Origin of the sequence: Bartonella sp. AP20NXHL, from assembly GCF_042196165.1 — a bacterium.
Taxonomy (GTDB): domain Bacteria; phylum Pseudomonadota; class Alphaproteobacteria; order Rhizobiales; family Rhizobiaceae; genus Bartonella.
Genome location: NZ_JBHIPV010000005.1, coordinates 94,194 through 117,705 on the forward strand (window position 1 = coordinate 94,194; position 23,512 = coordinate 117,705).

20 protein-coding genes are annotated in these 23,512 nt (G+C 39.7%); 2 read left to right on the forward strand and 18 right to left on the reverse strand.

All coding sequences use genetic code 11. The annotated features are described in order from the left end of the window. Positions 1-28: 28 nt before the first annotated feature. The 6 genes from pgl to ACFILL_RS04455 all read right to left on the reverse strand — a co-directional run bounded on the left by pgl (position 29) and on the right by ACFILL_RS04455 (position 6,698). Complete coding sequence (gene pgl, locus ACFILL_RS04430) at positions 29-781, reverse strand: 6-phosphogluconolactonase (protein WP_273790379.1); 753 nt, start codon at positions 779-781, stop codon at positions 29-31. Between the two features lie 10 nt (positions 782-791). Next, positions 792-2,264 (reverse strand): glucose-6-phosphate dehydrogenase, encoded by a 1,473-nt coding sequence (gene zwf, locus ACFILL_RS04435; RefSeq protein ID WP_375643335.1) that lies wholly within the window; start codon positions 2,262-2,264, stop codon positions 792-794. Between the two features lie 120 nt (positions 2,265-2,384). Further along, positions 2,385-3,668 carry an NAD(P)/FAD-dependent oxidoreductase gene (locus tag ACFILL_RS04440; protein ID WP_375643369.1) on the reverse strand — a complete coding sequence of 428 codons (1,284 nt, stop codon included), beginning with the start codon at positions 3,666-3,668 and terminating at the stop codon, positions 2,385-2,387. Positions 3,669-3,679: 11 nt separating this feature from the next. After that, positions 3,680-5,107 carry a glutamine synthetase family protein gene (locus ACFILL_RS04445; RefSeq protein WP_273790377.1) on the reverse strand — a complete coding sequence of 476 codons (1,428 nt, stop codon included), beginning with the start codon at positions 5,105-5,107 and terminating at the stop codon, positions 3,680-3,682. 455 nt (positions 5,108-5,562) lie between these two features. Then, positions 5,563-5,778 (reverse strand): class I SAM-dependent methyltransferase, encoded by a 216-nt coding sequence (locus tag ACFILL_RS04450; RefSeq protein WP_375663704.1) that lies wholly within the window; start codon positions 5,776-5,778, stop codon positions 5,563-5,565. 218 nt (positions 5,779-5,996) lie between these two features. Further along, entirely contained in the window at positions 5,997-6,698 is a 702-nt protein-coding gene (locus ACFILL_RS04455; RefSeq protein WP_375657467.1) for a hypothetical protein, read from the reverse strand. Positions 6,699-7,186: 488 nt separating this feature from the next. Here ACFILL_RS04455 and ACFILL_RS04460 point away from each other — a divergent pair, with 488 nt between their 5' ends. Then, positions 7,187-8,440 carry a coproporphyrinogen-III oxidase family protein gene (locus tag ACFILL_RS04460; RefSeq protein WP_375643333.1) on the forward strand — a complete coding sequence of 418 codons (1,254 nt, stop codon included), beginning with the start codon at positions 7,187-7,189 and terminating at the stop codon, positions 8,438-8,440. A gap of 10 nt (positions 8,441-8,450) precedes the next feature. Next, positions 8,451-9,671: an MFS transporter gene (locus ACFILL_RS04465; RefSeq protein WP_375643332.1), complete on the forward strand. Its 1,221-nt coding sequence runs from the start codon at positions 8,451-8,453 to the stop codon at positions 9,669-9,671. A gap of 789 nt (positions 9,672-10,460) precedes the next feature. Here the strand turns inward: ACFILL_RS04465 and ACFILL_RS04470 are convergent. The 12 genes from ACFILL_RS04470 to ACFILL_RS04525 form a co-directional block, all read right to left on the reverse strand. Further along, positions 10,461-10,616 (reverse strand): hypothetical protein, encoded by a 156-nt coding sequence (locus ACFILL_RS04470; RefSeq protein ID WP_375643330.1) that lies wholly within the window; start codon positions 10,614-10,616, stop codon positions 10,461-10,463. Beyond that, entirely contained in the window at positions 10,613-10,780 is a 168-nt protein-coding gene (locus ACFILL_RS04475; protein WP_375637524.1) for a hypothetical protein, read from the reverse strand. Before ACFILL_RS04475 ends, ACFILL_RS04470 begins: the two co-directional genes overlap by 4 nt. Positions 10,781-10,845: 65 nt before the next feature. Further along, on the reverse strand, positions 10,846-11,022 hold the full coding sequence (locus tag ACFILL_RS04480) for a hypothetical protein (protein WP_375637525.1): 177 nt from the start codon (positions 11,020-11,022) through the stop codon (positions 10,846-10,848). Between the two features lie 424 nt (positions 11,023-11,446). Then, positions 11,447-11,620, reverse strand: coding sequence for a hypothetical protein (locus tag ACFILL_RS04485; RefSeq protein WP_273790372.1), 174 nt, complete (start codon positions 11,618-11,620; stop codon positions 11,447-11,449). A 40-nt stretch (positions 11,621-11,660) separates the two neighbouring features. Next, the gene (locus ACFILL_RS04490) at positions 11,661-11,849 is read right to left on the reverse strand and encodes an NADPH-dependent FMN reductase (RefSeq protein ID WP_375612108.1); all 189 of its coding nucleotides are present in this window, start codon (positions 11,847-11,849) and stop codon (positions 11,661-11,663) included. A 316-nt stretch (positions 11,850-12,165) separates the two neighbouring features. Continuing rightward, on the reverse strand, positions 12,166-13,509 hold the full coding sequence (locus ACFILL_RS04495) for an MATE family efflux transporter (RefSeq protein ID WP_375643329.1): 1,344 nt from the start codon (positions 13,507-13,509) through the stop codon (positions 12,166-12,168). Positions 13,510-14,440: 931 nt separating this feature from the next. Next, complete coding sequence (locus ACFILL_RS04500) at positions 14,441-15,691, reverse strand: MFS transporter (RefSeq protein ID WP_375643328.1); 1,251 nt, start codon at positions 15,689-15,691, stop codon at positions 14,441-14,443. Between the two features lie 314 nt (positions 15,692-16,005). Continuing rightward, positions 16,006-19,203: a DEAD/DEAH box helicase family protein gene (locus tag ACFILL_RS04505; RefSeq protein WP_375630996.1), complete on the reverse strand. Its 3,198-nt coding sequence runs from the start codon at positions 19,201-19,203 to the stop codon at positions 16,006-16,008. Positions 19,204-19,231: 28 nt separating this feature from the next. Then, positions 19,232-21,076 carry a site-specific DNA-methyltransferase gene (locus ACFILL_RS04510; RefSeq protein WP_375643327.1) on the reverse strand — a complete coding sequence of 615 codons (1,845 nt, stop codon included), beginning with the start codon at positions 21,074-21,076 and terminating at the stop codon, positions 19,232-19,234. 429 nt (positions 21,077-21,505) lie between these two features. After that, a complete protein-coding gene (locus ACFILL_RS04515; protein WP_273790367.1) occupies positions 21,506-21,715 on the reverse strand; it encodes a hypothetical protein in 210 nt (69 codons plus the stop codon). Positions 21,716-22,066: 351 nt separating this feature from the next. After that, the gene (locus ACFILL_RS04520) at positions 22,067-22,195 is read right to left on the reverse strand and encodes a DUF2924 domain-containing protein (protein WP_375630993.1); all 129 of its coding nucleotides are present in this window, start codon (positions 22,193-22,195) and stop codon (positions 22,067-22,069) included. Between the two features lie 812 nt (positions 22,196-23,007). Then, positions 23,008-23,511 carry a DUF6622 family protein gene (locus tag ACFILL_RS04525; protein WP_074380593.1) on the reverse strand — a complete coding sequence of 168 codons (504 nt, stop codon included), beginning with the start codon at positions 23,509-23,511 and terminating at the stop codon, positions 23,008-23,010. Position 23,512 lies beyond the last annotated feature (1 nt).

Here is a 23,512-nt window from a genome sequence, read left to right on the forward strand (position 1 = left end):
CCCTCATTCATTGAGAGAGATTACGTTTTTATTCACCTTGTGTCGCATATTTTGATTCACTTATTTCATTTTCTGCAGGCGACCAATAAACCTGAACGAGATGAGGGGAATTACGCAAAATTGCCCGAATAGGCATTTCTATTTCAGACCCGTCTTGACAAGCCTCTTCAAAACAATCGCGTTTCTGAAAACCTTCAAAATGGAGAATAATACAACGAGATTGCATAATAACTGGCAAAGTTAGTGAGAGTCTTGGCTCAACAGCACTCTTAGCATGAAGGGGTAAAACAAGTGCTTGTGTTCGTAAATCAAGCGCTTGCTTTAAACGATCAGCATCAGGAAAAAAAGAAGCCGTATGTCCATCCTGCCCCATTCCTAAAACAACAACATCAAAGGGTTTAGGCAAAGTATTAACACGACTCGCCGCTGAAAAAGCAGCAAGTTCAGCAGTAATTGCTTTATGATAAAGCCCTACAAAACGTGCTTTTTCGGCAAAATTTTGTAACAAATGACACCGTACCATATGTTCATTTGAACGTTCATCGTGTGTAGGGACAAAACGTTCATCGACCAAAGTGATAATAATATTTTGCCAATCAATATCCGCTTTTGACAAATAATGAAAAAACAATGCTGGTGTTTTACCACCAGACACCGCTAAAACTGCTCTCTTGCGCTCAAGAACAGATACACTAAGCTCTGCGGCTACTCGATCTGCCAATGCCAAGGCTAAAGTCTGAGGGGTTTCAAAATCTAAACGGTCAATATTCATTCTATACATACTTATTGCTCTAAACTAAATTGTTCCATATACGCCCATCACGTTCCATGAGGCTCATCGAAGCAGACGGCCCCCACGAACCAGCATTATAACTGTGAACAGGCTGTTTTATTGCTTCCCACCCCTCAATGATTGGATCAATCCAACGCCAAGCAGCCTCAACTTCATCACGACGCATAAACAGTGTTTGATCTCCACGAATAACATCCATTAATAAACGTTCATAAGCATCAGGATTACGTTCAGAAAATGCGGAAGCAAAACTCATGTCTAATGGAATGTGACGAAACCGCATACCGCCATAACTTGGATCCTTAATCATCAACCATTGTTTTACACCTTCATCAGGTTGGAGACGAATTACAAGCCGATTAGAAAAAATTTCATCTAAATCCACATTAAAAATATTATGAGGAATAGGTTTAAAAACCACAACAATTTCAGACATTCTCGTGAACATGCGCTTACCTGTTCGTAAATAAAAAGGCGTATTAGCCCAACGCCAGTTATCAATCTTAACCTTAAGGGCTACAAATGTTTCGCTCTTACTCACTCTTCCCAAATCATCAAAATAAGACTCTACAGATATACCATTTGATAGACCAGAAAGATACTGCCCACGTACAGTATGCTGCCCTACATTATGGACATCAAGCGGTGTTAAAGAATGTAAAACTTTAAGTTTTTCATCACGTACAGCATTAGCACTGTTGGTAAATGGTATTTCCATCGCAACCAAACAAAGTAATTGTAGCATATGGTTTTGAACCATATCGCGTAAAGCACCAGTGCTTTCATAATATTCTGTACGCCCTTCTAACCCTAAAGATTCAGCAACGGTTATTTGAACATGATCAATATAATTGGAGTTCCATAGCGGTTCATAAAGTGTATTAACAAACCGCAATGCCATTAAATTTTGAACAGTTTCCTTCCCAAGATAATGATCAATACGAAAGATCTGCTCTTCATTAAAGGCGCTTGCAAATACATCATTAAGTGAAACCGCTGTTTTTACATCGCAACCAATTGGTTTTTCAATGATAATCCGTGTTTGTGGTGTCACCAAATCATTTTTTTCCAACTTCATCGCAATATCAGCAAAAAGTGACGAACCAACAGCCAAATAAAAAGCTCGAATATCCGCTGAATCTTGTGACAGAAGGAGAGCTAAATCCTCCCACCCTCGATTTGAGGAAACATCAACAGAAACGTAAGTTAAACGTGCAAGAAAATGATTGAGTTCTGTTGAATTTAGATCTTTTGGATGGATATGTTTTTCTAAAGAAAGACGGATAGAATTTTGATATTCTTCACGACTTAAGGAAGTGCGCGAAACCCCAATAATACGTGTTGGCTCACTGAATTGCCCAGCACACTGACAATGATACAAAGCCGGCAAAAGCTTGCGCAACGCCAGATCACCATTGCCACCAAAAACAATACAATCAAAGGAAGAAACTGGAATAATTTTACGCACCATGAACTTGTTTATTTTTCTATTCGATTATGAAATCCCATATCACTTATAAAAGCTTTCATCATTAAAGCAGACAGATACTAAATAAGCCATTAATTTTCTTCATTTCAAGCAATGTTTCCATTAAAGGCGATCCAATAAAGAAAACCAACGCATTGCTAAAAATATAAGCGGATAACGCAAAACTCTTCCCCCCGGAAAAGATGAAATCTTTAAGTCTTGGAAATAGGAAAAACGTTCATATTTTCCAGTTAACCATTCTGCGTATAATTTTCCCACGAAAGGAGCCAGCATAACGCCATGCCCTGAATAACCACCACAATAAGTCATCCTTGAAAAAATTTGGCGAACATAAGGCATGCGTTCAACTGTGATGGCAACCGTTGCTCCCCACCGATGGCTTAAATTGATAGAATGTAATTGAGGATAAATTTCAACAATTTGCCGTTTTATACGTTCATCTAAATTTAGAGGATGCTTATTATCATAACTTTCTACACCACCAAATAAGAGGCGATTATCAATGCTTTTGCGAAAATAGCGAACCATAAAACGGGAATCATCAACCGATTCCCCCCCTATAAGAATTGAACTATGCTTTGGTAATGGGTCCGTTGCTCCAATATAAGAGCGAATAGAAACAATATTTTTTTCAATAAAACGCTCCAGACCAAGTTTATACCCATTTGTTGCAAGTAAAACATGCTCTGCTGTTACACTGCCTTTTTCTGTTATTACTTTCCAATGTGCTCCCTTGCGCCTTACGGTCGTTACTTGTGACTTCTCATAAAGCTTAGCACCAGCATCTTGTGCTCTTTTTGCCAACCCAATAATCAATTTTAAGGGATTTATATGACCGGTATCCGCATCATAAATACCACCACAATAAAAAGTTGATCCAAGTCGCTCAAATGTTTCAGCCTTATCCATAAAAGTAAGCGCGTGATAGCCATAACGCTGCATCGCCTCAATATGCCGTTGATAAGAGAGAAGCTCACGCCTTTTATGAGTTACAGAAAGCTGTCCTCCTATCAAATCACACGGACAATTAGGCATTGTGCATAAAGCTAAAATATCTCTTTTAGCTTCTTCTGCCAAATCAAACAGAGCCTTACTTCGCTCAAAACCATACTTTTTTTCTAATGTTTCTACCCATTGCCGTTGCCCTGTTCCCAGCTGTCCACCATTGCGCCCTGAAGCACCATCACCAAAACGTGATGCTTCAAATAAAACAACATCTACTCCAGCTTTGGCTAAATGATAAGCAGCCGAAAGACCCGTAAATCCGCCTCCAATAATGACCACATCACACTGTCTGTTTTCACAAAAAGAAGGATACGATGGACGTTCTCTTAAAGCATCTTCATACCAAGAAATTCCTGGAGAAATTGAATTATAATCAATCATCGTCATAAAATTTAAACATTCAGCAGGAGATATTCACGCTCCCACGGACTGATTACTTCCATAAAAGTTTCAAACTCTTGGCGTTTGATTGCAGCATAAGTACTGACAAACACATCCCCTAAAATAGCACGTATCACTGTATCTTGTTCAAACAAATTGACTGCCTCAATGAGTCCACGCGGCAACTCAATATTATCAGCGTTTACATTATTTGTCGCTGGCTCATCCGGCTCAATTTTTTGTTGCAAACCAATAAGACCACACGCTAAAGAAGCTGCAAGGGCTAAATAAGGATTCGCATCTGATGAAGGAAGTCTATTCTCAACACGCCGCGCTTGAGGAGCAGAACGAGGAACTCGAAAAGCTGTAGTACGATTATCATATCCCCATCGCAAATTAACAGGAGCCGAATTATCAGGAACAAGACGTCGATAAGAATTCACATAAGGTGCAAGCATCACAAGTACCCCTGGCATATGTTTTTGCAATCCACCAATAAAATGGCGAAAACAGATACTTTCTTCACCATTTTCCTGTGTAAAAATATTCATACCGGTTTTCTTATCAACAACCGATTGGTGAATATGCATAGCAGAACCCGGCTGCCCTTGAATGGGTTTTGCCATAAAAGTTGCATACATATTATGTTTTAGTGCTGCTTCACGAATTGTTCGTTTAAACATAAAAACTTGATCCGCTAATTCAATAGGATCACCATGACGTAAATTAATTTCAAACTGTCCTGCTCCTTCTTCATGAATGAGGGTATCAATTTCCAATCCTTGTGCCTCTGAAAATTGATAAATATCATCAATCAAATCATCAAATTCATTCACACCAGCAATGGAATACCCCTGTCCACCACCAATTGAACGTCCAGAACGACCAACCGGTGGAACTAACGGATAATCAGGATCGGGATTTTTTTGTACCAAATAAAACTCAATTTCTGGTGAAACAACAGGGCTTAAACCCATTTTTGTGTAAAAGTGAACCACCGTTCGTAAAACATTGCGTGGTGTGTAATCCACAACCTGACCATTTTGATACACAAGATCACAAATCACCTGTGCCGTAGGAGCATCTTCCCATGGAACAATGCTTAACGTAGAAAGATCAGGCTCAAGGCGTAAATCACCATCTGCTTTAGGATATTCAAAACCATGACCATCTTCCGGATAATCCCCTGAAATTGTTGCCATAAAAACTGCTGAAGGCAATGCCAATGATGTTTCCGATGTAAATTTTTTAGAAAGCATCATCTTGCCCCGTGGTACCCCTGCTTGATCAGGCGTAATACATTCAATATCCTCTACCTTACGGAAAGCAAGCCATTGTGAAACTTGTTCCCAATTGTGCACACCACGTAAACTTTTGAGAAAACGAGAAACAGGTTTAAAATTCTTACTTTTCGTTTGTTTACCATTTTTTACATCCATAACATACCAACTTTAAAAACAATCAAGTCCTATTCTTATTGTATCAGCCCATGCATAAACGACACGAAAAAAATTTATCAACTGATATTTTGAATAATACTATAAGATCCATCAAGGTAAAAGAACTTTACGCTCAACAAGCTATCCTATCACCATAGTGAAAAAAATGATATTGCACGCGATACATCGGTGCTAACCTTCTCCTTATATAAAACAGCGAGAAATACCATATTGTACGTAATCTAATTCCGATTCAAATAATCATATATAAGCAAACATTGGTGAGAATAATAAAGGCGAGATATTTAATTTCCTTTTGGTTGTCGCAATGCTTAATTAAAAGAAAGGAAACTTTTCTTTTAATATGAAGCAAGTTTTGTAACTCTATTGTTATCCACATAGAAGTAAACACCCTAGGCATGGTGAGTAGCCTTTACAGCTGTGCTTACAAACACTCACCCCGCCATAATATGCGTAAATGTATTTTCAGGATAAGACATACGCTCAACATTTCCGACATGAAACTTAACCATCGCCTGCATAACAGAGCTATCAACCTTGTTCTGAGCGAATGGTACAAACTCTGCACTTATATCAATTTCCACCGCTTGACATTGCACTTCGCACACAATATTTAGAGCTGAGAATCCAGTAGAGCATACCAAATCCAATAGATAGGAATTTTTGCTAATTGCGCCATGCGTGATCCAACATTTGATAGTCTCCAGCCCACTAGGAGGTGTGTTATTTATATCTAAAAAGCCAAAAAATCAGGATATGAGAACACAATAATATCAATTTCCTTTGAACTAAAGTCCTTCATCGTCGATCTTCCACCATCGTAAAATCTTTTTTGTATCAGTTGCTTTCACATACTTTGACTTATGACCTAGTGATACTGTGCAGATTGAGTACACATCCCCAGAGCCCAGATTGTAATTAAGTTCGTACCACTCTGCTCTTTTATAGAAAATAAATAACCATAATCTTCAGATATAATACGCCTAGATTCAATAATTACCGTAAGCTTATGTAAATCACAACCCAATTGTGATAATGCCTCATAAATTTTACGAGGGTATTCGTCATTGATCGTCACGGCATCGCAGAACGCTGTGGAAGTCGGATATCCCCCGCCTAGACTGATAAAACTTTTTTGATCCTTCAATGCGTAAATATCCTTTCCAGCCTTAGTTAAGGTGGATACTATTAACTCAGTCGAATTCAAATTAGAGCCCACATGCAAAGGCGCCCCATTAAGCCTAATCCTATTGGATTCTAGCAAAGATAATGCGGCACGTAACTCCGCCGCAGTCATACCAAAACGCAATCTATCCCCGTTTGCCAGTACATGGCACAATCTCAATGAGATTTTAGGCAATATGTCAAAATGGCGGGCAAGAGCGATGATGTCATGTAATTCGATAATATTATCACACTGGACATTTATATGTTTTCTAATAGATAATTCTATCTCTTCTCGAAGTTTTACAGGGATATCAAAAAATATATATCTACCTTTAAAATCATCTTTTTGCACTAATGATATTTCATAACCAGACGCAAATTCCAAGTCCCAGCAACATAACAATGATGCCCCGCACGTCCATTAAAATACCCTGCTTTTTCTCGCCCTAGGCATTCATAGCCCGACCACGTAAAACAGGATACCAATTACAATATCAGACCATAAGGCTGCAAGAGAAAGTTCTTTTATATTTTTATCTTTACATTGCCTCTTAAACAAGCTCGCCTGTTCATATAAGAAGTTATATGTATAATACATATAACTTCTACAAAAGGAGGATTCATTATGTTCCGTAAAAATCTTTGGTAATACACTAGGGTGATTGGGTCACCAGTCGCCCGTCAATAATATAGTGCGAGTTAAGAAATTGGGGGAGGTAAGTTATGCAACTCGTGGATCATCCTTTTGTGAAGTTCGACCAACTCAAGACGATTTACAACTTCACATATCCGTTATTTCGCACTATTTCAAATGAATTTTACGATTACCTAGACTTTAATAAACTAGCGCACAGTAAGAAAATTCCATAAGCGCGTACCATTTCTCTTTATTTGCATATTCCCTTTTGCGAAACCATCTGTTCCTTCTGTCCCTTTCAGAAAGGAGCCTACAAGCACGTTAAGCAAATCGAATCTTATATGTCAGCGCTTACCACAGAGATCAGAAACAAAGGAAATTTCATTCGCTCGCTTAGAGGGCACATCCGCAGCATCTATATAGGGGGCGGCACACCGTCGCTTTTGTCCGCAGATAATATCCGACACATCGGAAAAGTATTGCATGCCGAATTTGAGCTCTCTTCCTTAGCCGAATTTACACTGGAAAGCGAACCGAAGAGCGTCACACGTGATAAACTTTATGCTGCCCGTGAGATCGGCGTTAACCGGATCAGCTTCGGTATACAGAGTTTCATTGAGCGTTTCCGATCATTGTTTAACCTCACCTCAACACGTGAACAAATCAACAATACCGTGGCTTGGTCACAAGAGATAATTGGACATGTCGGTTTCGACCTACTATATGGCATGCACAGCCAGCAAGCCGAAGAACTATTATACGATTTGAAGCAAGCCAGCGAGCTTCACCCTGAAACCATCAACCTCTATGCAATCAACAATCTGGCTATCACGTCGCAACTGCATAAGTCTTACGCACAAAAAGGGCTAAAGCCATCCAGCCTACAGCATCGACAGATGCTTCGCTTATTTAGCGACATCGTTATGCGCAGCTGCGGCTATGCGCCGTGTAATGGGCATTCCTATATCAAAATTGCCAACAACACTCCTCTAACGCTCGCTAAAACGAGTTCAGCTAATTATTTCCGCTATCACAAATATTTGCATGGTTATCATGACGATTATGTGGTTGGCTTCGGGGCGTCAGCAATGTCGATTCTCGGCTCACTCGTCACACGAGCCAATCCCAGTCGAAGCGGATACATTACCGACATACAACTTAAAGGCAAATCCAAAGTATACTACAATTGGGTATCAGCGGAGCAACAAGCCTCCAAGGCTTTGTGTATGAGGCTACCTTATAACGGTTATGCCAAAAAAGAAAGAATTGACTGGACCGCACCCCCCTCTTTCGTATACAATAACCTACAACAGCTCATAGGTGCAGGTCTCATCGTAGAAAGTGATAACGATCTCCAGCTGACTCAGCGTGGTTGGCAATGGTATTCCAACCTTATGTATTTTCTTCTACCTCAGGCAGATAGGAATATCTTGGACGGCTATGTCGCAAACATGCTGAATACAACCGCCGTACTTGATGGAACAGCGGAAACCTGTATGGCATCTTAAGGAGAAAAGAATGTTCACGCTTTTTGCCAACAGGAACATACGCTATTTTTGCCTAACCGTTAGTCTGCTCGCCTTACTCAGCGGTGCTTTGCGCACTGCCATCCCGCTATTAGCAAGACAATCTGGATATGGCGTAGTCGGAGTAAGTTGGGCGCAAGGTCTCTTCTCATTAGCGTGGCCAATTTTCGGCATCCTTGCAGGCGCTTTACTTGATCGCTGCGACAAAATAAAACTTGCCACCACAGCTCTCCTCATCTTCATGCTACTGCATATTGTCCTGTTCATACTGCTCATGATACAGATTGCTCCAGCCGAACAAATTTTCTTCTATGCAACCATTGCTGGATTCATCGTCGTTTCTGCCGAAGCTTATATAATGACGATTCCACCACTTATCATGGAGGGAGAGCGATTGATGACCTTCTACTCAATTGTCTTGTTTTTAGATTTCGGGGTCTCCTATTTTCTTGCCCCTGTCATAACAAGCAGCATTTTAGGGCATGGCACACTGCTATTTCTTGGCTTGTTAATCGTGCTTTTTATCACATTGATTTTTACCGCTCGCCGTGCTGTTCCGACATCGCCAACACTTGATAAAGAAAACATCACTTTCCGTTATATTATTGCCGGCTTTCGTTTCATTTTTTCAAATCGGCATCTTACCTCCCTTACATTACTCACATTCTTTCTATCGGTGGTATTTGGAGCATTCCTAACCTCGTTCATCTTCTTCGTTACCGACAGTCGGTATCTGGGCCTACATAGCAGCCAATATGGCGTGATGTTTGCGGCCTACGCGCTTGGAACAATGGCAGGTGCCCTATTTGCGCCGCGTATACGTTATGCACCGGTGCGCCTAGCTGTTCTCACTGACGGTTTAGGAACGGTTGTCTTGCTGCTGATTCCAGCCTTTTCAAAAAGTGCTGTCGTCGTATGGGGCGTCACCTTTATCGCTGGCGTTGGAGCAAGTTTATGGTTTATTGGTGTTACCGCCTTCAGGCAGCGCCTCACACCAAAGCAACTTCTCGGGCGAGCTAATTCTGCTTTTCGGGTGATAGGCTATGCTGGAATGCCGGTCGGAAGCTTTTTGGTCGGCGTCCTTGGTTCTTTTATATCATTGCAGTTTGCTGCCGCCTTTATCGCTGGACTACTATTGGTGGCTATCGCGATAACGCTTCCATTTCTTTGGCAGGCTGATCATATAAACACACCCAATCCTGCCACGAGGTAACAGCTGCTTTTTAAAAAAGACACGGTCAAAAAAGGCACACATACCCTATTACGCAATCGATTGATCTGTTCTTTGGACGAGGAAATTATAACCATAATGGCTGATAGAGCCAGCGGCACTATAGAAGCAGCCAAACAAGCGCTAAAGACAAAACAGCCCCTTTACGTTGCATTGGGCGATGATCCAACGCCTATATGAAGGATGCAGAGAGCTTATAGCGCACAGAGCGCAATTCTTAACTAAAAACTCCGCCCTAGCAATGCCTACTTATACTCCAGTTAATCCGTCACCCGCTGGACATCAAATGCCTCACCCCTTTACCGCTCCTCAAAATACATTTTGTTGCACTTACGCGCCGTATTCTTCCTTTGTAATTAAAAGACCAGCCCTCCTTTCCTAATTTAGGATCTCTGCCTACACAACGAGCAACAGATGCGACCATATATGCAATCACGCCTTAGGGCCTGCATAATAGGAAGCTTAGTTCGAGAGATTCATAAAGCCTATATCCCAATAAATTTTCCACCCAATCCACCTTTTAAAAGGGCGGATTTATATAAACCGTTAGAGCAAGCTATGAAATCCTTAGGTGTATTAGAAATAATTGGCTGTTTTTACCTCAGACCAATGTTGATTGACTTTTACTCGTGCATATACGCAAGCGGTGCTACTCTTTTCTCAGATAGAAAGGACATAATCGTTACCATCTGACCTATTATTGTTTGAAAATAAAGAACAAGTATCAGTGCGACTGATGATATTGAAGAGCTATCTCATTTGTGGCTGTACTTAATTACGGCATTGGGAAGCTAGACACGCAATCCCCCATTTCTGCGCGCCTTCTGCATGATATTCATAAGATTTTACGCGGTACGTCCAAAAGCCTTGGCTAATTTCGCAAAGCACAAAATTAGCTTGGCGGTACGCAATTAAAGACAGCGTCATTCGTGCCGCCCACTCCTACCACAGCCCCCCACTCTTTCTACCACCATCCCCCGCTTAGAATCGCGCCAACTCATCACCGGTGCCTCGTTAAACACCACACCAGTCTCAAGGGCGGTAAAATGCGCCTTGCCACATTTAATCTTCAGCATTTCTTTAAGGCGCAAATCAAACTCGCTATTCGTTCCTTTTGTTTCCAGTACAAAATAAAGCTTTTGCGCGCCATCTCACTCTAAAACACCCCCAAATCCGGCGTGTAAGAGCCTATGAGCGCCACGATTTTAAAGCTCCTTGGCAATTTAAAAAATAATTTTACTTCGGAGGCATTATCATTAATTTTGCGCAAATTCTTTCTCAATATTACTCTTATAAACCCCACATGATCATATACACTCTTCTCATTGACCACCGCCGGCCATATGATCGCCTTTTCCGACCTAATTTTACAGATATGGGATCAATCTCATTGTGATGCGCACATCCAGAGATTATTTTATCCTCTGCATTAGAACCAAAAACATGAACAATACGCAGAGGCTTCGGTAAGAAGGCCAACCGCTCAATCTCAACCTACACGAAAATGCATGTGCAAGCGAATGCCCCCCCATAATATGCAATATTTCAAGCCTGTCCAGAGGGGTACCCCTTTTAAAAATTGTGCCTATGGCTTATAATAATCTCCAAAATATACATTTAGCCCTTGTCTGAAATAACTCAATTTTGGATTGATGAGAACGAAAACGCGCTGCGATAATCACGTTGTTCAGCCCTAATAACCGGCGAAGGGAGCCAATATTCCTGCACCACCAATGACTAAATAACGGTATTTCCTATCATTTTTGATCATATCCTCCACCCTTATTGTACATTTTATCAGCAAGATGTGCGCAGCAAGCCCGTACATTTACGCTGCTAAGTCTCCGTGTGCGGTTTTCATTCTCAAACGCAAAATCATCTTTAGCCGAAGCAACTTGATATTGCAGCGCCTGTCCATAAAGCGTATGCACAATTGGTACCAAATATACACAGGGCAGTGCGCATTTTGGGTTATATTGTCATGAGAGAGATGACCAAAAACTTTATCCCAAAAGCATTATACTCTAAATTATCAAGAGCATTCTTCAATCCCCCTGAATAAGACCCGTGATAAACAGGGCTTGCAAGAATAACATCGTTAGCGTCTGCGATTGTTTTGACAAATGCATGCGTTTTAGCATCACAATGGTAATGACTTATAAAAACAACAACTTTTTTAAATGCCTCCTCAACGGCGTATGAATATAAGCACGTTTTTTCTCGTCATTTTTTAAGGTATTAAACTCTTCCAATCTACCGAACTTACTCTTAAATTGTAGCCGAATGATTTTAATAAACCCATATTATTTTAAAAACTCAACAAATAATATTGAGGCTACAATCAAAGACACTTCTTTTCAATATTAAGCAAGTTTTGTAACCTATATTGTTATCTCCATAGAAGTAAAAACAGCCTCTATGGATGGTGAGTAGCTAAGCCTTCACAGCTAGTGCTTTACAAGCGCTTTTATAACACTCACTCTGCCCCAAACATAGGATTGCATTTTATTAAATAACCCACGCGCATATAATTAAAGAGAGAAACGATTAAGCTTGCACCAATCATGCCAAGCCAATAGCCAATAAAGTCATATTCAAAAAAATTTGCCATTAGCGCTCCCCCAAATAGGCCTAACCCCCAATAACTTATTGCTACAACAATTGTTGACCAAAACGTATCAAGCAAACCCACAAGTATGCCATTGAGCATAGCTCCTAAAGTGCCAAAAGCAAAAGACAATAAGATGAACGGAAGCAACTTCCAAGAGAAAACAACAACGCTGTCTTCAGAAATATTAAAGATGGTTGTAAGGATAAATTCATAAGAGAGATAAACAACCACTGATAAAAATAAGACATAAGCTACAGCAAAAACTGTGACACTCATACGCAGCTGTTTTAGAGCCATATTATTCCTATCTGCTCTATACCACGCTGCTATTGTCGCGGCTGCGCTGGAAATCCCCAAAGCCACCACAGAAATAAGCATATCGAGTCGCATCCCTATCGTATGTGCGGCCAAAGATTCGATCCCATAAGCCGTAATCATGAATGCAATAACCGAAGGAAAGCCCTCCGCAATAAGAATACGTATACCAATAGGTAGCCCTACTCGCAGCAATTTTATTATTCGTGAAATCTCTAACTTTGGTCTCAAATAATTAAAGCAAAAAGAATGAAAAGCAGAATTGCGGGACAAAATTATTGCTGCTGCAATAACAATTAAAATACGGATCAAACTGCTCGCAATTCCTGCACCAAAGACACCTAATCCGCTTGCAGAACCTATACCAAAAATAAGCAGCCAAGAGATAAAAAAGTTCACGATGATAGCCGCAAGCATAACCCAGGTTAAGGGCTTTGGATTACCAATTGCTGACAGTAATCCCCGGCTATTCACATAAAGATAAAAAAACACCACTCCTATAGCAGCACCACTATTATATTCCTGCGCTATATTGGCAATTGTCCCATCTTGGCCGAGAAAACACAAAATATTCCTCGTGTTGAGTAAAATGATCGCACTCATCATTCCAATCACAAGGGAAAGCCATATTCCTTGATCAAACCATGCCTTTAATGCATATCTATCTTGTCTACGAAAACTTTCCGCAAGTTTTGGTGCAACCGCGGTAATAATACCTAGCCCAAACAACATAACAAAACTAAATATACTCAGAGCTAACATTGTACCACTCAAGGCTTGCACGCCTAAATGCGCTACAAGCGCTGCATCTGTGAAGGAAATCATCATCTGAAAGATAAACCCAACAGCCAGAGGCATGCCAAGAGAGAGCAATTGCTTCATCACAACAAACATTGTGAAATATCTTTCCATATTGAAGGGCATATTAAGCTCGGATCTTTTAAACAAAACACATTGATTTTTTCCGTAAAGTCTTTCCATCGCAAGTCTTGTGTAAAGGATGCATAATGAGAACGCATTAAGGTAAGAGGAGATGCCCAGTTCTTAAAAAAGAAGCGCAATGCACCTTTATTGGTTTTTTGGACTTTATGCCATGCGTTTTTTTGTACAATATTATGCCCCCAAGCAACTACAGTCATTGATAAAAGATCCTCAGCGAGCCGTTTGTTCGTCTTGTATATCCATTTTTAGTATTTTTAATCAAACTTTTTGGTACTGCAAGTAATACACCTGTGCTAACCTTTGCTTACTCGCTGCTTACATACGTAAAAAAACAAAGCCGACCAAGTTGTCAAAAAACACAGGCATTAGCATTTTTACAATCCATTGTGCCTATACACCAATTAAAAAAGAGCATTTATGATACATAAGGCACCTCGATGCCCCACCGCTTTACGATCTAAAATTATGAAACTTTATTTCAACAACCAACGCACAATATTTTACGGACGCAAAAGCACCATCTAGCACTCACTAGGAGAGCATTCTATAACTATACGCACCATGTCCACATCACAAAACTATAGAGACTTCATATGAATGATTGCCCTCTCCAAAAATAATAATTTTGTCCACCTCCGAATCCAATCTGAAGTATTCATTTAACAACACATCAATATCATATCCTCTTGATATGCTCGTTCGCGATATTTCTGGCTAATAGCCGCACAATCATTTGATGTATTCAAATCGGTAAGCATCTCTACTAAAAACGATGGACAGCTATTAATTTCGACTCAATCCATATAAGATGACCCACACACTATTCTTTCCTGTGTCTTTATGTAAGTCACAGGCAAGGCCCTATTCAACTGTATCTTCACTCTCAGACCTCTTCGTTTTTTATTAACTTTTTATCAGTATAAAGCCAGGCCAAATTAAGCGGGATAATTGAACATATACACACCAAGGCAAAACAAAAAGCTGCTTCTATACAAACATTATTTGCCAACCAACCAATCAGCACAAGCGCTAAAATACCCAAAATACGCGCAAGAAAACTAACAATGGATAAAACCGTATTTGCATTCTTTTGTTGAATATGTTTAAAAAACTCTGCTTCAAACTGCGTCATAGGAACAGAAAAAAAACTATGAAATACGGTGAATAAAATAATAGGAGCCCAACTGTTTGCAACGAGGAGCAGAGCAAGCATAATAACAGCACTCAGGACGAGTGAGCACAAAGTTATCGCCATAGGAGCGTATTTTTGCATAAGATATTTAATTACAAAGCGATTAAATAAGTATTTTACGAGAGTATAAGACACAAAGCACAGGCCAAGAATAAGAATTTTAGTCTTTCCTGTTGCATTGTCTAATACTCCTGTCTGTCCCAAAATAAAAGGTTGCCAAAAATGAAATATTGGCTGCAATGCAGCAACAATAAAACCACATATCAATATATAATATAACCCGATTTTTGAGGTAACTAAATAAGTAAAAGCTTCTGTTGCATGCAACAAAGAACCCGATTTTATTGGCTGACTACCCGAAACGGATGCAATAGCTATCCCCGTCACCCGACTAAACAAGAATACAAGCACGAGAAACCCGAAAGAACAAAAATAATATGCCGACTGATAATTATCCATACACAAAACAATAAGAACACCTAGCGCACCAGCAACCATATTCATGAATGCCGTTAGTTCCCGTTTATAGGCATTTACTTGGTGGTAGATCAAACTACCCTTGTATCCACCGCCGTCGATTAAGCCTTTAATCCATGTGCTATCAGCGCCAGAGCATAAAGCAAAGCCTAAAGCATAAATAATTTCTGCCGGAATTAAGACAGAAAGATTAGGCGCGTAAATACATAAAAAGAAGAAGAGCGAAAAAAAGAAACATGATAAGATAACATTTTTTTTAACGCCAATTTTATCTCCTAAAATTCCACAAGGCACTTCAAAAATACAAATAGCCGCGCTAAATACAATTTGTAATAAGGCTAACTGTGCTATACTAACGCCCATAGACAAGAAAAAAAAAGCATGGAAGGAACCTGTAATCAGCCGAACCCCGCTCATTGCCCCACAGCCATAGAGCAACTTTTTAACTTCATAATCTATCGTCATTAATATATCCAAAAGCTATAAAGCTGGCAGCTTTTTTGCCGCCAGCTTTGTATATTTTAAAACTTCAATTCATAGAAGCGCCTCAAGCAGCCATTTTCTGCTCACTTGCTCGGGCTTTGAGCGCAGCAACATCAACCCGTTTAATTTTTTTTCAGGGGTTTATACATATCTTTAGTTTTCATAACTTTACCTCCTGTATTAAATGAAAACAATTAAATTCAACATGAAGTGTACATTATAACTACCTTTTATCAATTTATTATTTTGATATAAAAAGCTTTTCTCCCCTCCCCCTTAAGTATTTCATGCTCCAATCATTCTGTAACAACCACCGCAGCACTTGGAAACTCATGCGCCCCTTCGGGCAAAGTACGCTTATATTCACGCCAATTTATCACCGGCTGGTCGTTAAACGCAACGCTCGTTTGCAGTGCAGCAAAATGCGCTTTGCCGCATTTAATCTTCAGTATTTCTTTAAGTCGCAAATCAAACTCGCTATTTGCCCCTTTTGTCTCCAGCACAAAGTAAAGCTTTTGTTCGCCATCTCGCTCTAAAAAAACTGCCCAATCAGGCGTATAAGAACCAATGGGAGTGGCTATTTTAAAACTTCTTGGTAGTTTAAAAAACAATCTGACTTCAGGATCATTTTCAAGACTTTGTGCAAACTCTTTCTCCACACTGCTTTCATAAACCACATGATCATACACACTCTTCTCACTCACAACAGCTGTACGCTCTAAATTTGCCACAAGCTCTTCACTGGTAAAAAGCTCTTGCACACTATATTCTTGCCCGACCAGCTTTAAATATTTAATGCCATCAATTGTAAGATTAACATGGGTTTTATTGAGTATTTCTTCTATGCGCTCTAAAAAAGCTTGTGGATTTTTTACAAACTCATGCTCACGGCCACTCTTGGTCAAAATACCAATAATTGTCTTTGTGGTTAATTTCAGCTTTAAGGTCAAATAATGTACAATGTTCGGCAGTGCACAAAAACTATAATCAAGCGCACTCTGCTTTAATAACTGCTCTTCATAGGTCACACCAGCACTATCCAGTTCTATCTCTGCTGTCTGATAAACCAAATGCGCGGGCGCAACTGGCGCCATTTTTTCCACTGCATCCACTGCTTTGGCAACAAACTCTGTGCGATCAAGCTTTGCACGATAAGTGGTCTTTTTATTGATCTTTTCCCACAAGGCCAAAAACTCTGGTGAAGCCACTGTTTGCTTTTTAAGCTTAACCCGCACCTCGCGCGTAGCATTACGAATAATCGGCATGGCTTGGCTCGCTTCTAGCGCCTGCAGCACAGCCTGCTTCTGCCCTTTACTAAAACGTTCACTTAAATCTAACGTCCCAGTCGCCCATTGCGCTTTTAATGTATCTGTGATTTTTCCTGCTGATGTAAGCAAGGCTTTTTCACGCAACTCAACCAATATATCAGCAGCCTCTTGCGAAGACAGAATTTTTGTTTCTGTCACAGTTGTCATATAAATCAGATCTTGCAGCGTCTCAACATTAATAAGCGCGCCCGCATCAGTTTTTTTCACAATTTCTTGACGCAATTCGCGTGGCATTTCCTCCGCCCCTATAGCATCAAATTCGCTCGCTACTAAATCTTGATCTACTTTAACGACACCTGCCTCATCAATAAAATCTTTTGCAACAAGTATTTTAACAATTTTTTGTGCTTGCGATACTTCCACTTTAGCGGCCACATATTTTACATCTTCATAAATACGGCCAACCAAATGCTCCATCTGCAATGTACCAAGTTTATAACCAATATCCGCCTCTAATTCTTTTTGCAATGTACTCACAAACTCAGCAAAGCTTTCATTCACCATGACATGCAGCACATTTATATCTTTATCTTCTACCTGTTCACCGTGTTGGTTTACGCACAAGCGCAAACCGCGGCCAATCTTTTGCCGTACGGTAAAATTCGATTTTTGCTCAATCAACATACACACTTGAAACACATTCGGATTATCCCAGCCTTCTCTCAAGGCCGAATGCGAAAAGATAAAACGCAAGGGGCATGCAAAAGATAATAACCACTCCTTATCACGCATAATCGTGTTATAAGTGTCATCATCAGCTTGGCTGTCACCCTTTGTATCCTTATAGACGCCTTTTTTGTCTTGCGAGAAATAACCGCCGTGCACGTTTCGAACATTTTGTGCAAACTTAGTTCGCAAGGAGGCATATTTCTTTTTCGCCAACAGCTCTTCATAACATTCTTCAAACATACGCTCATAAAGTGCTGGCTCTTCATCAGAGCTACGATATTTAGCCACCTCATCAATAAAAAAAAGTGATAAAACTTTAATCCCTAAAGGCGCAAGCCGCAATTCTTTATCTAAATGTGTTTCTATAGTGCGATAAATTTGCGCGCGTTTAAGCTCTATTGTATTCACATCACCAAGGGCGTGGCCAAATTTGACAATTTCAGTATCAGAAAACTCAACAGCTTCATCCCCCGCCATGCAATTGATACCCGAAACAATATAACCCCTATAAAGCTCACGCCCGCCCGTAACGCGATACAGATCATCGCCTTGTCTCACTGTAACTGTTTTGCGGCTCACAGTGCCATTCTTTCCCGCAATATCCAACTCTAAGCGCGCCTTAAAGCCATGTTTGTGAGATACGGATTTCAAGGCAATATAGGGACGGTTAAAATTTTGCTCTATCTGATTAGAAGAAACACAAATTTGCTTTACCAGTCCTTTTTTATAAGCATCAACAGGTGTTAAACGATATAAAAGATTAATCTCATCTTTATGCGTGGCACTATAGCGGAAAACACAAAGCGGATTAAGGCTCGCAATAGCCTCCTTCGCTTTTGCTGTATTATCCACCGATTGCGGTTCATCTATGATCACAATCGGATTTGTATCTTGGATATAGCGCATAGCACTTTCGCCATTCAGTCTATCTTGCGGAAGGTTGATAATATTTTCTGCTTTTTTAAATGCATCAATATTGATAATCATAATTTCAATATTGGTAGAGCTTGCAAATTGGCGAATTTGCGAAAGATCTTTTGAATTATAAATAAAATAACGATAGGGCAGATTATCAAACTCTGCTTGAAAATGCTCCCTTGTTACCTGAAGTGATTTATACACCCCTTCGCGAATAGCAACACTTGGTACGACAATAATAAATTTGGTAAAGCCATAGCGTTGATTTAACTCAAAAATCGTCTTGCTATAAACATAAGTTTTGCCTGTTCCCGTTTCCATCTCAATAGAAAACTGCTTTTGCTCTAGCGTCTTACTCGCCAAGAGTTTATTGTTCTGTTGCACCTCTTGTAAATTTGCTAATATGCTTTCATCACTGATCAATAATTGATTACCATAACCAAATTCATTTAACGCTAATTGTCCTTGTTCTGAATGCAAGAAAATAGAAGAATTCCGTCGTGGTTGGCCTTTAAATAAATCAATGACGCTTTTAACCGCATCATTTTGAAATTCTTGTTGTTTAAATTTAAGTTTCATATCGCCGCCCCAATCGTCTCTCTATAGTTTAAATTTTATCAAAACTTACTTCATTGTCTTTAAAGATAAAGTCGCAATTAATAAGCGCCTCATCACTTTTAAAGGCCGCATCAAGCGCTACGATTTTTACGGGCAAATACTTTATCATCTCTTCCGCATCTTCGGGTTCAAAGGGCGGGTCTATGGCTATAATTACCAAGACATCGCCTTCGCTCTCGCCTATATAATAGAATTTTTTGCCATTGATTGGTAAAGGGTAAATTTTTAAATCCAGTGGCCAACCATATTTAAGTATGATTTCGAAGATAATATCTTGATGAGAGCGCTCGGGATTCACCCCCTGCAAAATATGATCCAAGCGCATTTGCAATTGTTCTTTAACATCAAGTGCATTCGGATCAATCGGGCTATCGTCCCATATGGAAAAGTTGGAACTATCGAGCTCTAGAACGCGAAATCCGGTGTCTAGAGGCTGCTCACTTGTGAGTTCTGCTTCATGCTTTTGCTTGATTTGTGCACCAGCGCGGCGAATACGTTCAATACCTATATCGCAGATAGTTTTATAACCAGTTTTATAGGCTTCGCTCTTTTCATCACATAATTCAGGCAATTGCACCATGATGAATTTGCGATTACCACCATCTTCGGCATTCAAAGCCATCACTGCATGCGCTGTTGTACTAGAGCCAGCGAAAAAATCGAGAATGATGTCGTTGTTTTGAGAATCAGTTGCAAGAAGCAACATTTTTTTTAACAAATCTACTGGCTTCGGGCTATCAAAATAAGCCCCCCCTAATAAAGCTTTTAAAGCTTTTGTTGCCTCTGCTGTATAAAATTTTTCATCCCACCAAGATGTAGCTACTCTCCGCGATTGCAATGCTTTTTCTTTATAATATTTTTGTTGGAGACCATTTGCTGTTTTTACAATCAACCCTTGATTGTATTTTTCTTGCATTGTTTCTTGGGAATAGCGCCAATAACCCGTTACCCCCTCAAACGTATAATACGGATTCCCCTTAGCTGCCCCACCAGGTCCATCTACGGGAATCAGCTTATATTCGCCAGTAGCGTCTTTCTGGTTGAAGCCTTCCGTTATAGGAGGTAGACCAAACTTATGTCGTTGAGAAAAAAGCGTAGCTATGTTTTTTGCGTATACTAAAATAAAATTGTGACTAGACGATATTATTTTATCATTAGATATAGACGCTCGGGACTTATGGCAAATTTGAATAACAAAATTCTCTTCGCCAAAAACCTCGTCGCACACTTTGCGCAAATTGTGCACCTCGTGATCATCTATTGAGATAAATATCACCCCATCGTCACGCAATAAGGTCTGTGCCAAACGCAAGCGCGGATAAATCATATTGAGCCAAGCCGTGTGAAACCGGCCCATTGTCTCAGGGTTCGATTTTGTCGTTTGGCTCGTCACTTCCTTATATCGCGCCAATGGGTCTTTAAAATCATCACCATAGATAAAATCATTACCCGTATTATAGGGCGGGTCTATATAGATCATCTTCACTTGGCCAAAATAAGCCCGCTGGATAAGTTTTAACACTTCAAGATTATCGCCCTTAATATAAAGATTATGTGTATTATCAAAGTTTACGCTCTCCTCGCGCTTCGGGCGCAATGTCGCAAATGAAGGCTTTTGAGCAAGCTTTAAACTTGCTCCTTTGCCCTTCCATTCAAATTTGAACTTCTCAAAATCATTATCAATATATTCGCCGCATAGATTAAGAAGCTGATCTATATTGAGCTTTCCCTCAGAAAAACATTGCGGAAAGGCTGCTTTTAACTTTTCTATGTCTGGATTAACTGGACTTTGACTCATGCCCTCTATTTTATCTTCACCTGCTATTATACTCATCTTTGCGCTTCTCCGTTACGCTTAGTATAAAATATGTCTATGAATATTTCTTTTGTACGTCGCAATTCCTTTTATCCTATTTATTTCTGTATCCTCTGCAAATTTACTTTCATGAAAAGTGTCGTATAAGCTGTTCTCTTTATTTTTTAAAGTTTCTTGTGCTTGTTTTATTTCTTTTTGCTTACGCAAGTCAGCTAAATAAATTCGCATTACCACATTTTGATCATTTTGCTTTTCTTTGATTTACTTTGCAAAAGCAATAATTTCGCGCTCTAAATTAGCCGCTGTTTGGCATAATAAAGACAGCGATTTTATATTTTTTCTTGTGTGCTATTATGGCACTTACAAATATTATCAATAAGCTTATCAATTGGCACAAGCACATCCAAGTACTATCACTGCCAACGAAAACATAAATTTCTTCATCATTTATTTCGACGCAATAAAAACCATTTCACAAGGGATTATGTCAGCATCCACTTCTAGTTTTCCCTTGTCCGCACAAGCAAGATTTGCTAAAATACCTTTTACGGAAGGTAAAATAAAAACACCCTCAAACGCCCACCAGCAGGCTGAAAATCCTTCCCATGCCATAAAACGCTTTGCCTTTATAGGTTTTATACTGTGTGTCAGATTCATAATAAAATATAGCTCTTATCATTTTGTCCCTGAGTGATTTGTATTGCCTTATCAATCATATAATTAGGCTCATGTACAAACCATGCTTTTACAATCTGCCATAGGAATGTATTAATCTCTTGCACTCGCTCCTTAAATATATTGCGGCATGATTTTTACATTATCAGCAACGTTGGTATTAATTGCCAACCTTCATGACGGTAAGCTTTAACAAAGCTTTCGTCTGCTTCTTTTTGTCGTCCCGTTAGTTAAACTCTTGCTTTAAACCTTCTTCGGTTTTACGTCTATATATAGCGCCGCGTATTGGTTTTATCGCTTGTTTAAGCACCTTTCTTGTCCCCTGTCATCCTCTCATCCCCGCCTTACAAGGCCAAAAAACAAATGGCTATTCCAATTGATGCCGGTAATATGCTTGGCAATAACTTTCAAGCTTTTGTAAATCTTGCCCTCATTGATAGCCTTTTGGCACCACAAGCACATGCTGGGTTTGTCCTAAATAATCGTCACTGAAATAAGTGTGCCATAAGGCTTTGGGCTCCTACATTGACGTATACTTTACTGTGGCTATTTCTTGCTCTAATTGTTTACAACTCATTGTCTAATCCTCTCAAACACATGAATGTTCTATTTCCTCGATTAGTCCAGAAAATAGTGTGTGTTCACAAAGTCAGACAAAAGTGCAATTTATTCTTTTGCATTGGATAGCTCAACTCCCTCCACGCTTAGAACCAATAAACCTAAGCTTATTGCTGCTATAAGTTTACCGCGCACCCAAAACGAGAAATTTATATCCTATTGAAAAAATAAATTTAGAAGATCCCTTCTTAAACAAAGTCTCGACTAAATAAGATGGTTTGGGCATTTTTAGCAAAAGAGATAAAAATTCACTATCTCAAGGATCTTAACTACGTTATCGATCATACGCAAAAAAGGTGAGAAGTGCAGATTTCTAAAAGAAATGATAATAGTCTTATAAAGAGAAATGGTACTGCAAGCGATACATCGGTTCGAACGTTCTCTTTAAAAACACACCGTAATTACAAGCGGCTTCAAAAAACAGCCTTACTAATATAATATTAGCTAGAGGGTTACATGTATATCGCAATAATAATGCACTCATTCCCGCAAGAGTGCTCCACATATTATGGCGTAGACTGTACAAACTCTGCCGCTCTTGCATACTCAGGCGTAAGGCCACTTAGTCGTATAGCAGCCGCAGTTTCAACGTAAAATAGCGGACGCTTCTGTATCATAATACTTGACAGAAGCATCAACAGCTAAGGATATAGGAACTAATTTGGATTCTTTCGAAATGCTATATATAAATTTAATGTGCCGCCCCACAACACACCACCAGTAAACCCACTTAAAAGACCAAAAAGAAGGTTAAAATCAAATGCATATTTCAAATCAGGTACAACCTTGAGAAAAACAATCAATGTGAATTTGATGACAAAAGCGATAAGAATAAATGTCAGCGTCAACGGCGTACCAGGCAGAATAATGAAATCCGTTCCCTCTTTGATTTTTAAACGCGCAGTAGCACGCCAGAGCAACCAGCCAACGCCAAAGCCGATCATCAGCCCTGCCAACATTGCGATTGCTCCCCAGCGTGGGAAAGCCAGCTGGTTAATCACATCGCTTGCGCCCAAAAAAAGAAAGACTAACGGCAAGAGAAAAAGGCGGTAAACCTTCGTTTCCCTATCTTTCAATGCGATTATTCCCCTCGCAATGAGAAAAATAAGCAAAATCCAAGCCCATAAAGGGGTTCCGGTCAGAATGTTAAACAATGACATA

What these genes read in the sequence shown, in the direction of transcription:
- pgl (WP_273790379.1), bottom strand. Translation starts at nt 781, where the DNA reads ATGTATAGAATGAATATTGACCGTTTAGATTTTGAAACCCCTCAGACT.
- zwf (WP_375643335.1), bottom strand. Translation starts at nt 2,264, where the DNA reads ATGGTGCGTAAAATTATTCCAGTTTCTTCCTTTGATTGTATTGTTTTT.
- ACFILL_RS04440 (WP_375643369.1), bottom strand. Translation starts at nt 3,668, where the DNA reads ATGATTGATTATAATTCAATTTCTCCAGGAATTTCTTGGTATGAAGAT.
- ACFILL_RS04445 (WP_273790377.1), bottom strand. Translation starts at nt 5,107, where the DNA reads ATGGATGTAAAAAATGGTAAACAAACGAAAAGTAAGAATTTTAAACCT.
- ACFILL_RS04465 (WP_375643332.1), top strand. Translation starts at nt 8,451, where the DNA reads ATGTTCACGCTTTTTGCCAACAGGAACATACGCTATTTTTGCCTAACC.
- ACFILL_RS04470 (WP_375643330.1), bottom strand. Translation starts at nt 10,616, where the DNA reads ATGACGCTGTCTTTAATTGCGTACCGCCAAGCTAATTTTGTGCTTTGC.
- ACFILL_RS04495 (WP_375643329.1), bottom strand. Translation starts at nt 13,509, where the DNA reads ATGTTTGTTGTGATGAAGCAATTGCTCTCTCTTGGCATGCCTCTGGCT.
- ACFILL_RS04500 (WP_375643328.1), bottom strand. Translation starts at nt 15,691, where the DNA reads ATGACGATAGATTATGAAGTTAAAAAGTTGCTCTATGGCTGTGGGGCA.
- ACFILL_RS04505 (WP_375630996.1), bottom strand. Translation starts at nt 19,203, where the DNA reads ATGAAACTTAAATTTAAACAACAAGAATTTCAAAATGATGCGGTTAAA.
- ACFILL_RS04510 (WP_375643327.1), bottom strand. Translation starts at nt 21,076, where the DNA reads ATGAGTATAATAGCAGGTGAAGATAAAATAGAGGGCATGAGTCAAAGT.
- ACFILL_RS04515 (WP_273790367.1), bottom strand. Translation starts at nt 21,715, where the DNA reads ATGAATCTGACACACAGTATAAAACCTATAAAGGCAAAGCGTTTTATG.
- ACFILL_RS04520 (WP_375630993.1), bottom strand. Translation starts at nt 22,195, where the DNA reads ATGTGCTTGTGGTGCCAAAAGGCTATCAATGAGGGCAAGATTTACAAA.
- ACFILL_RS04525 (WP_074380593.1), bottom strand. Translation starts at nt 23,511, where the DNA reads ATGTCATTGTTTAACATTCTGACCGGAACCCCTTTATGGGCTTGGATT.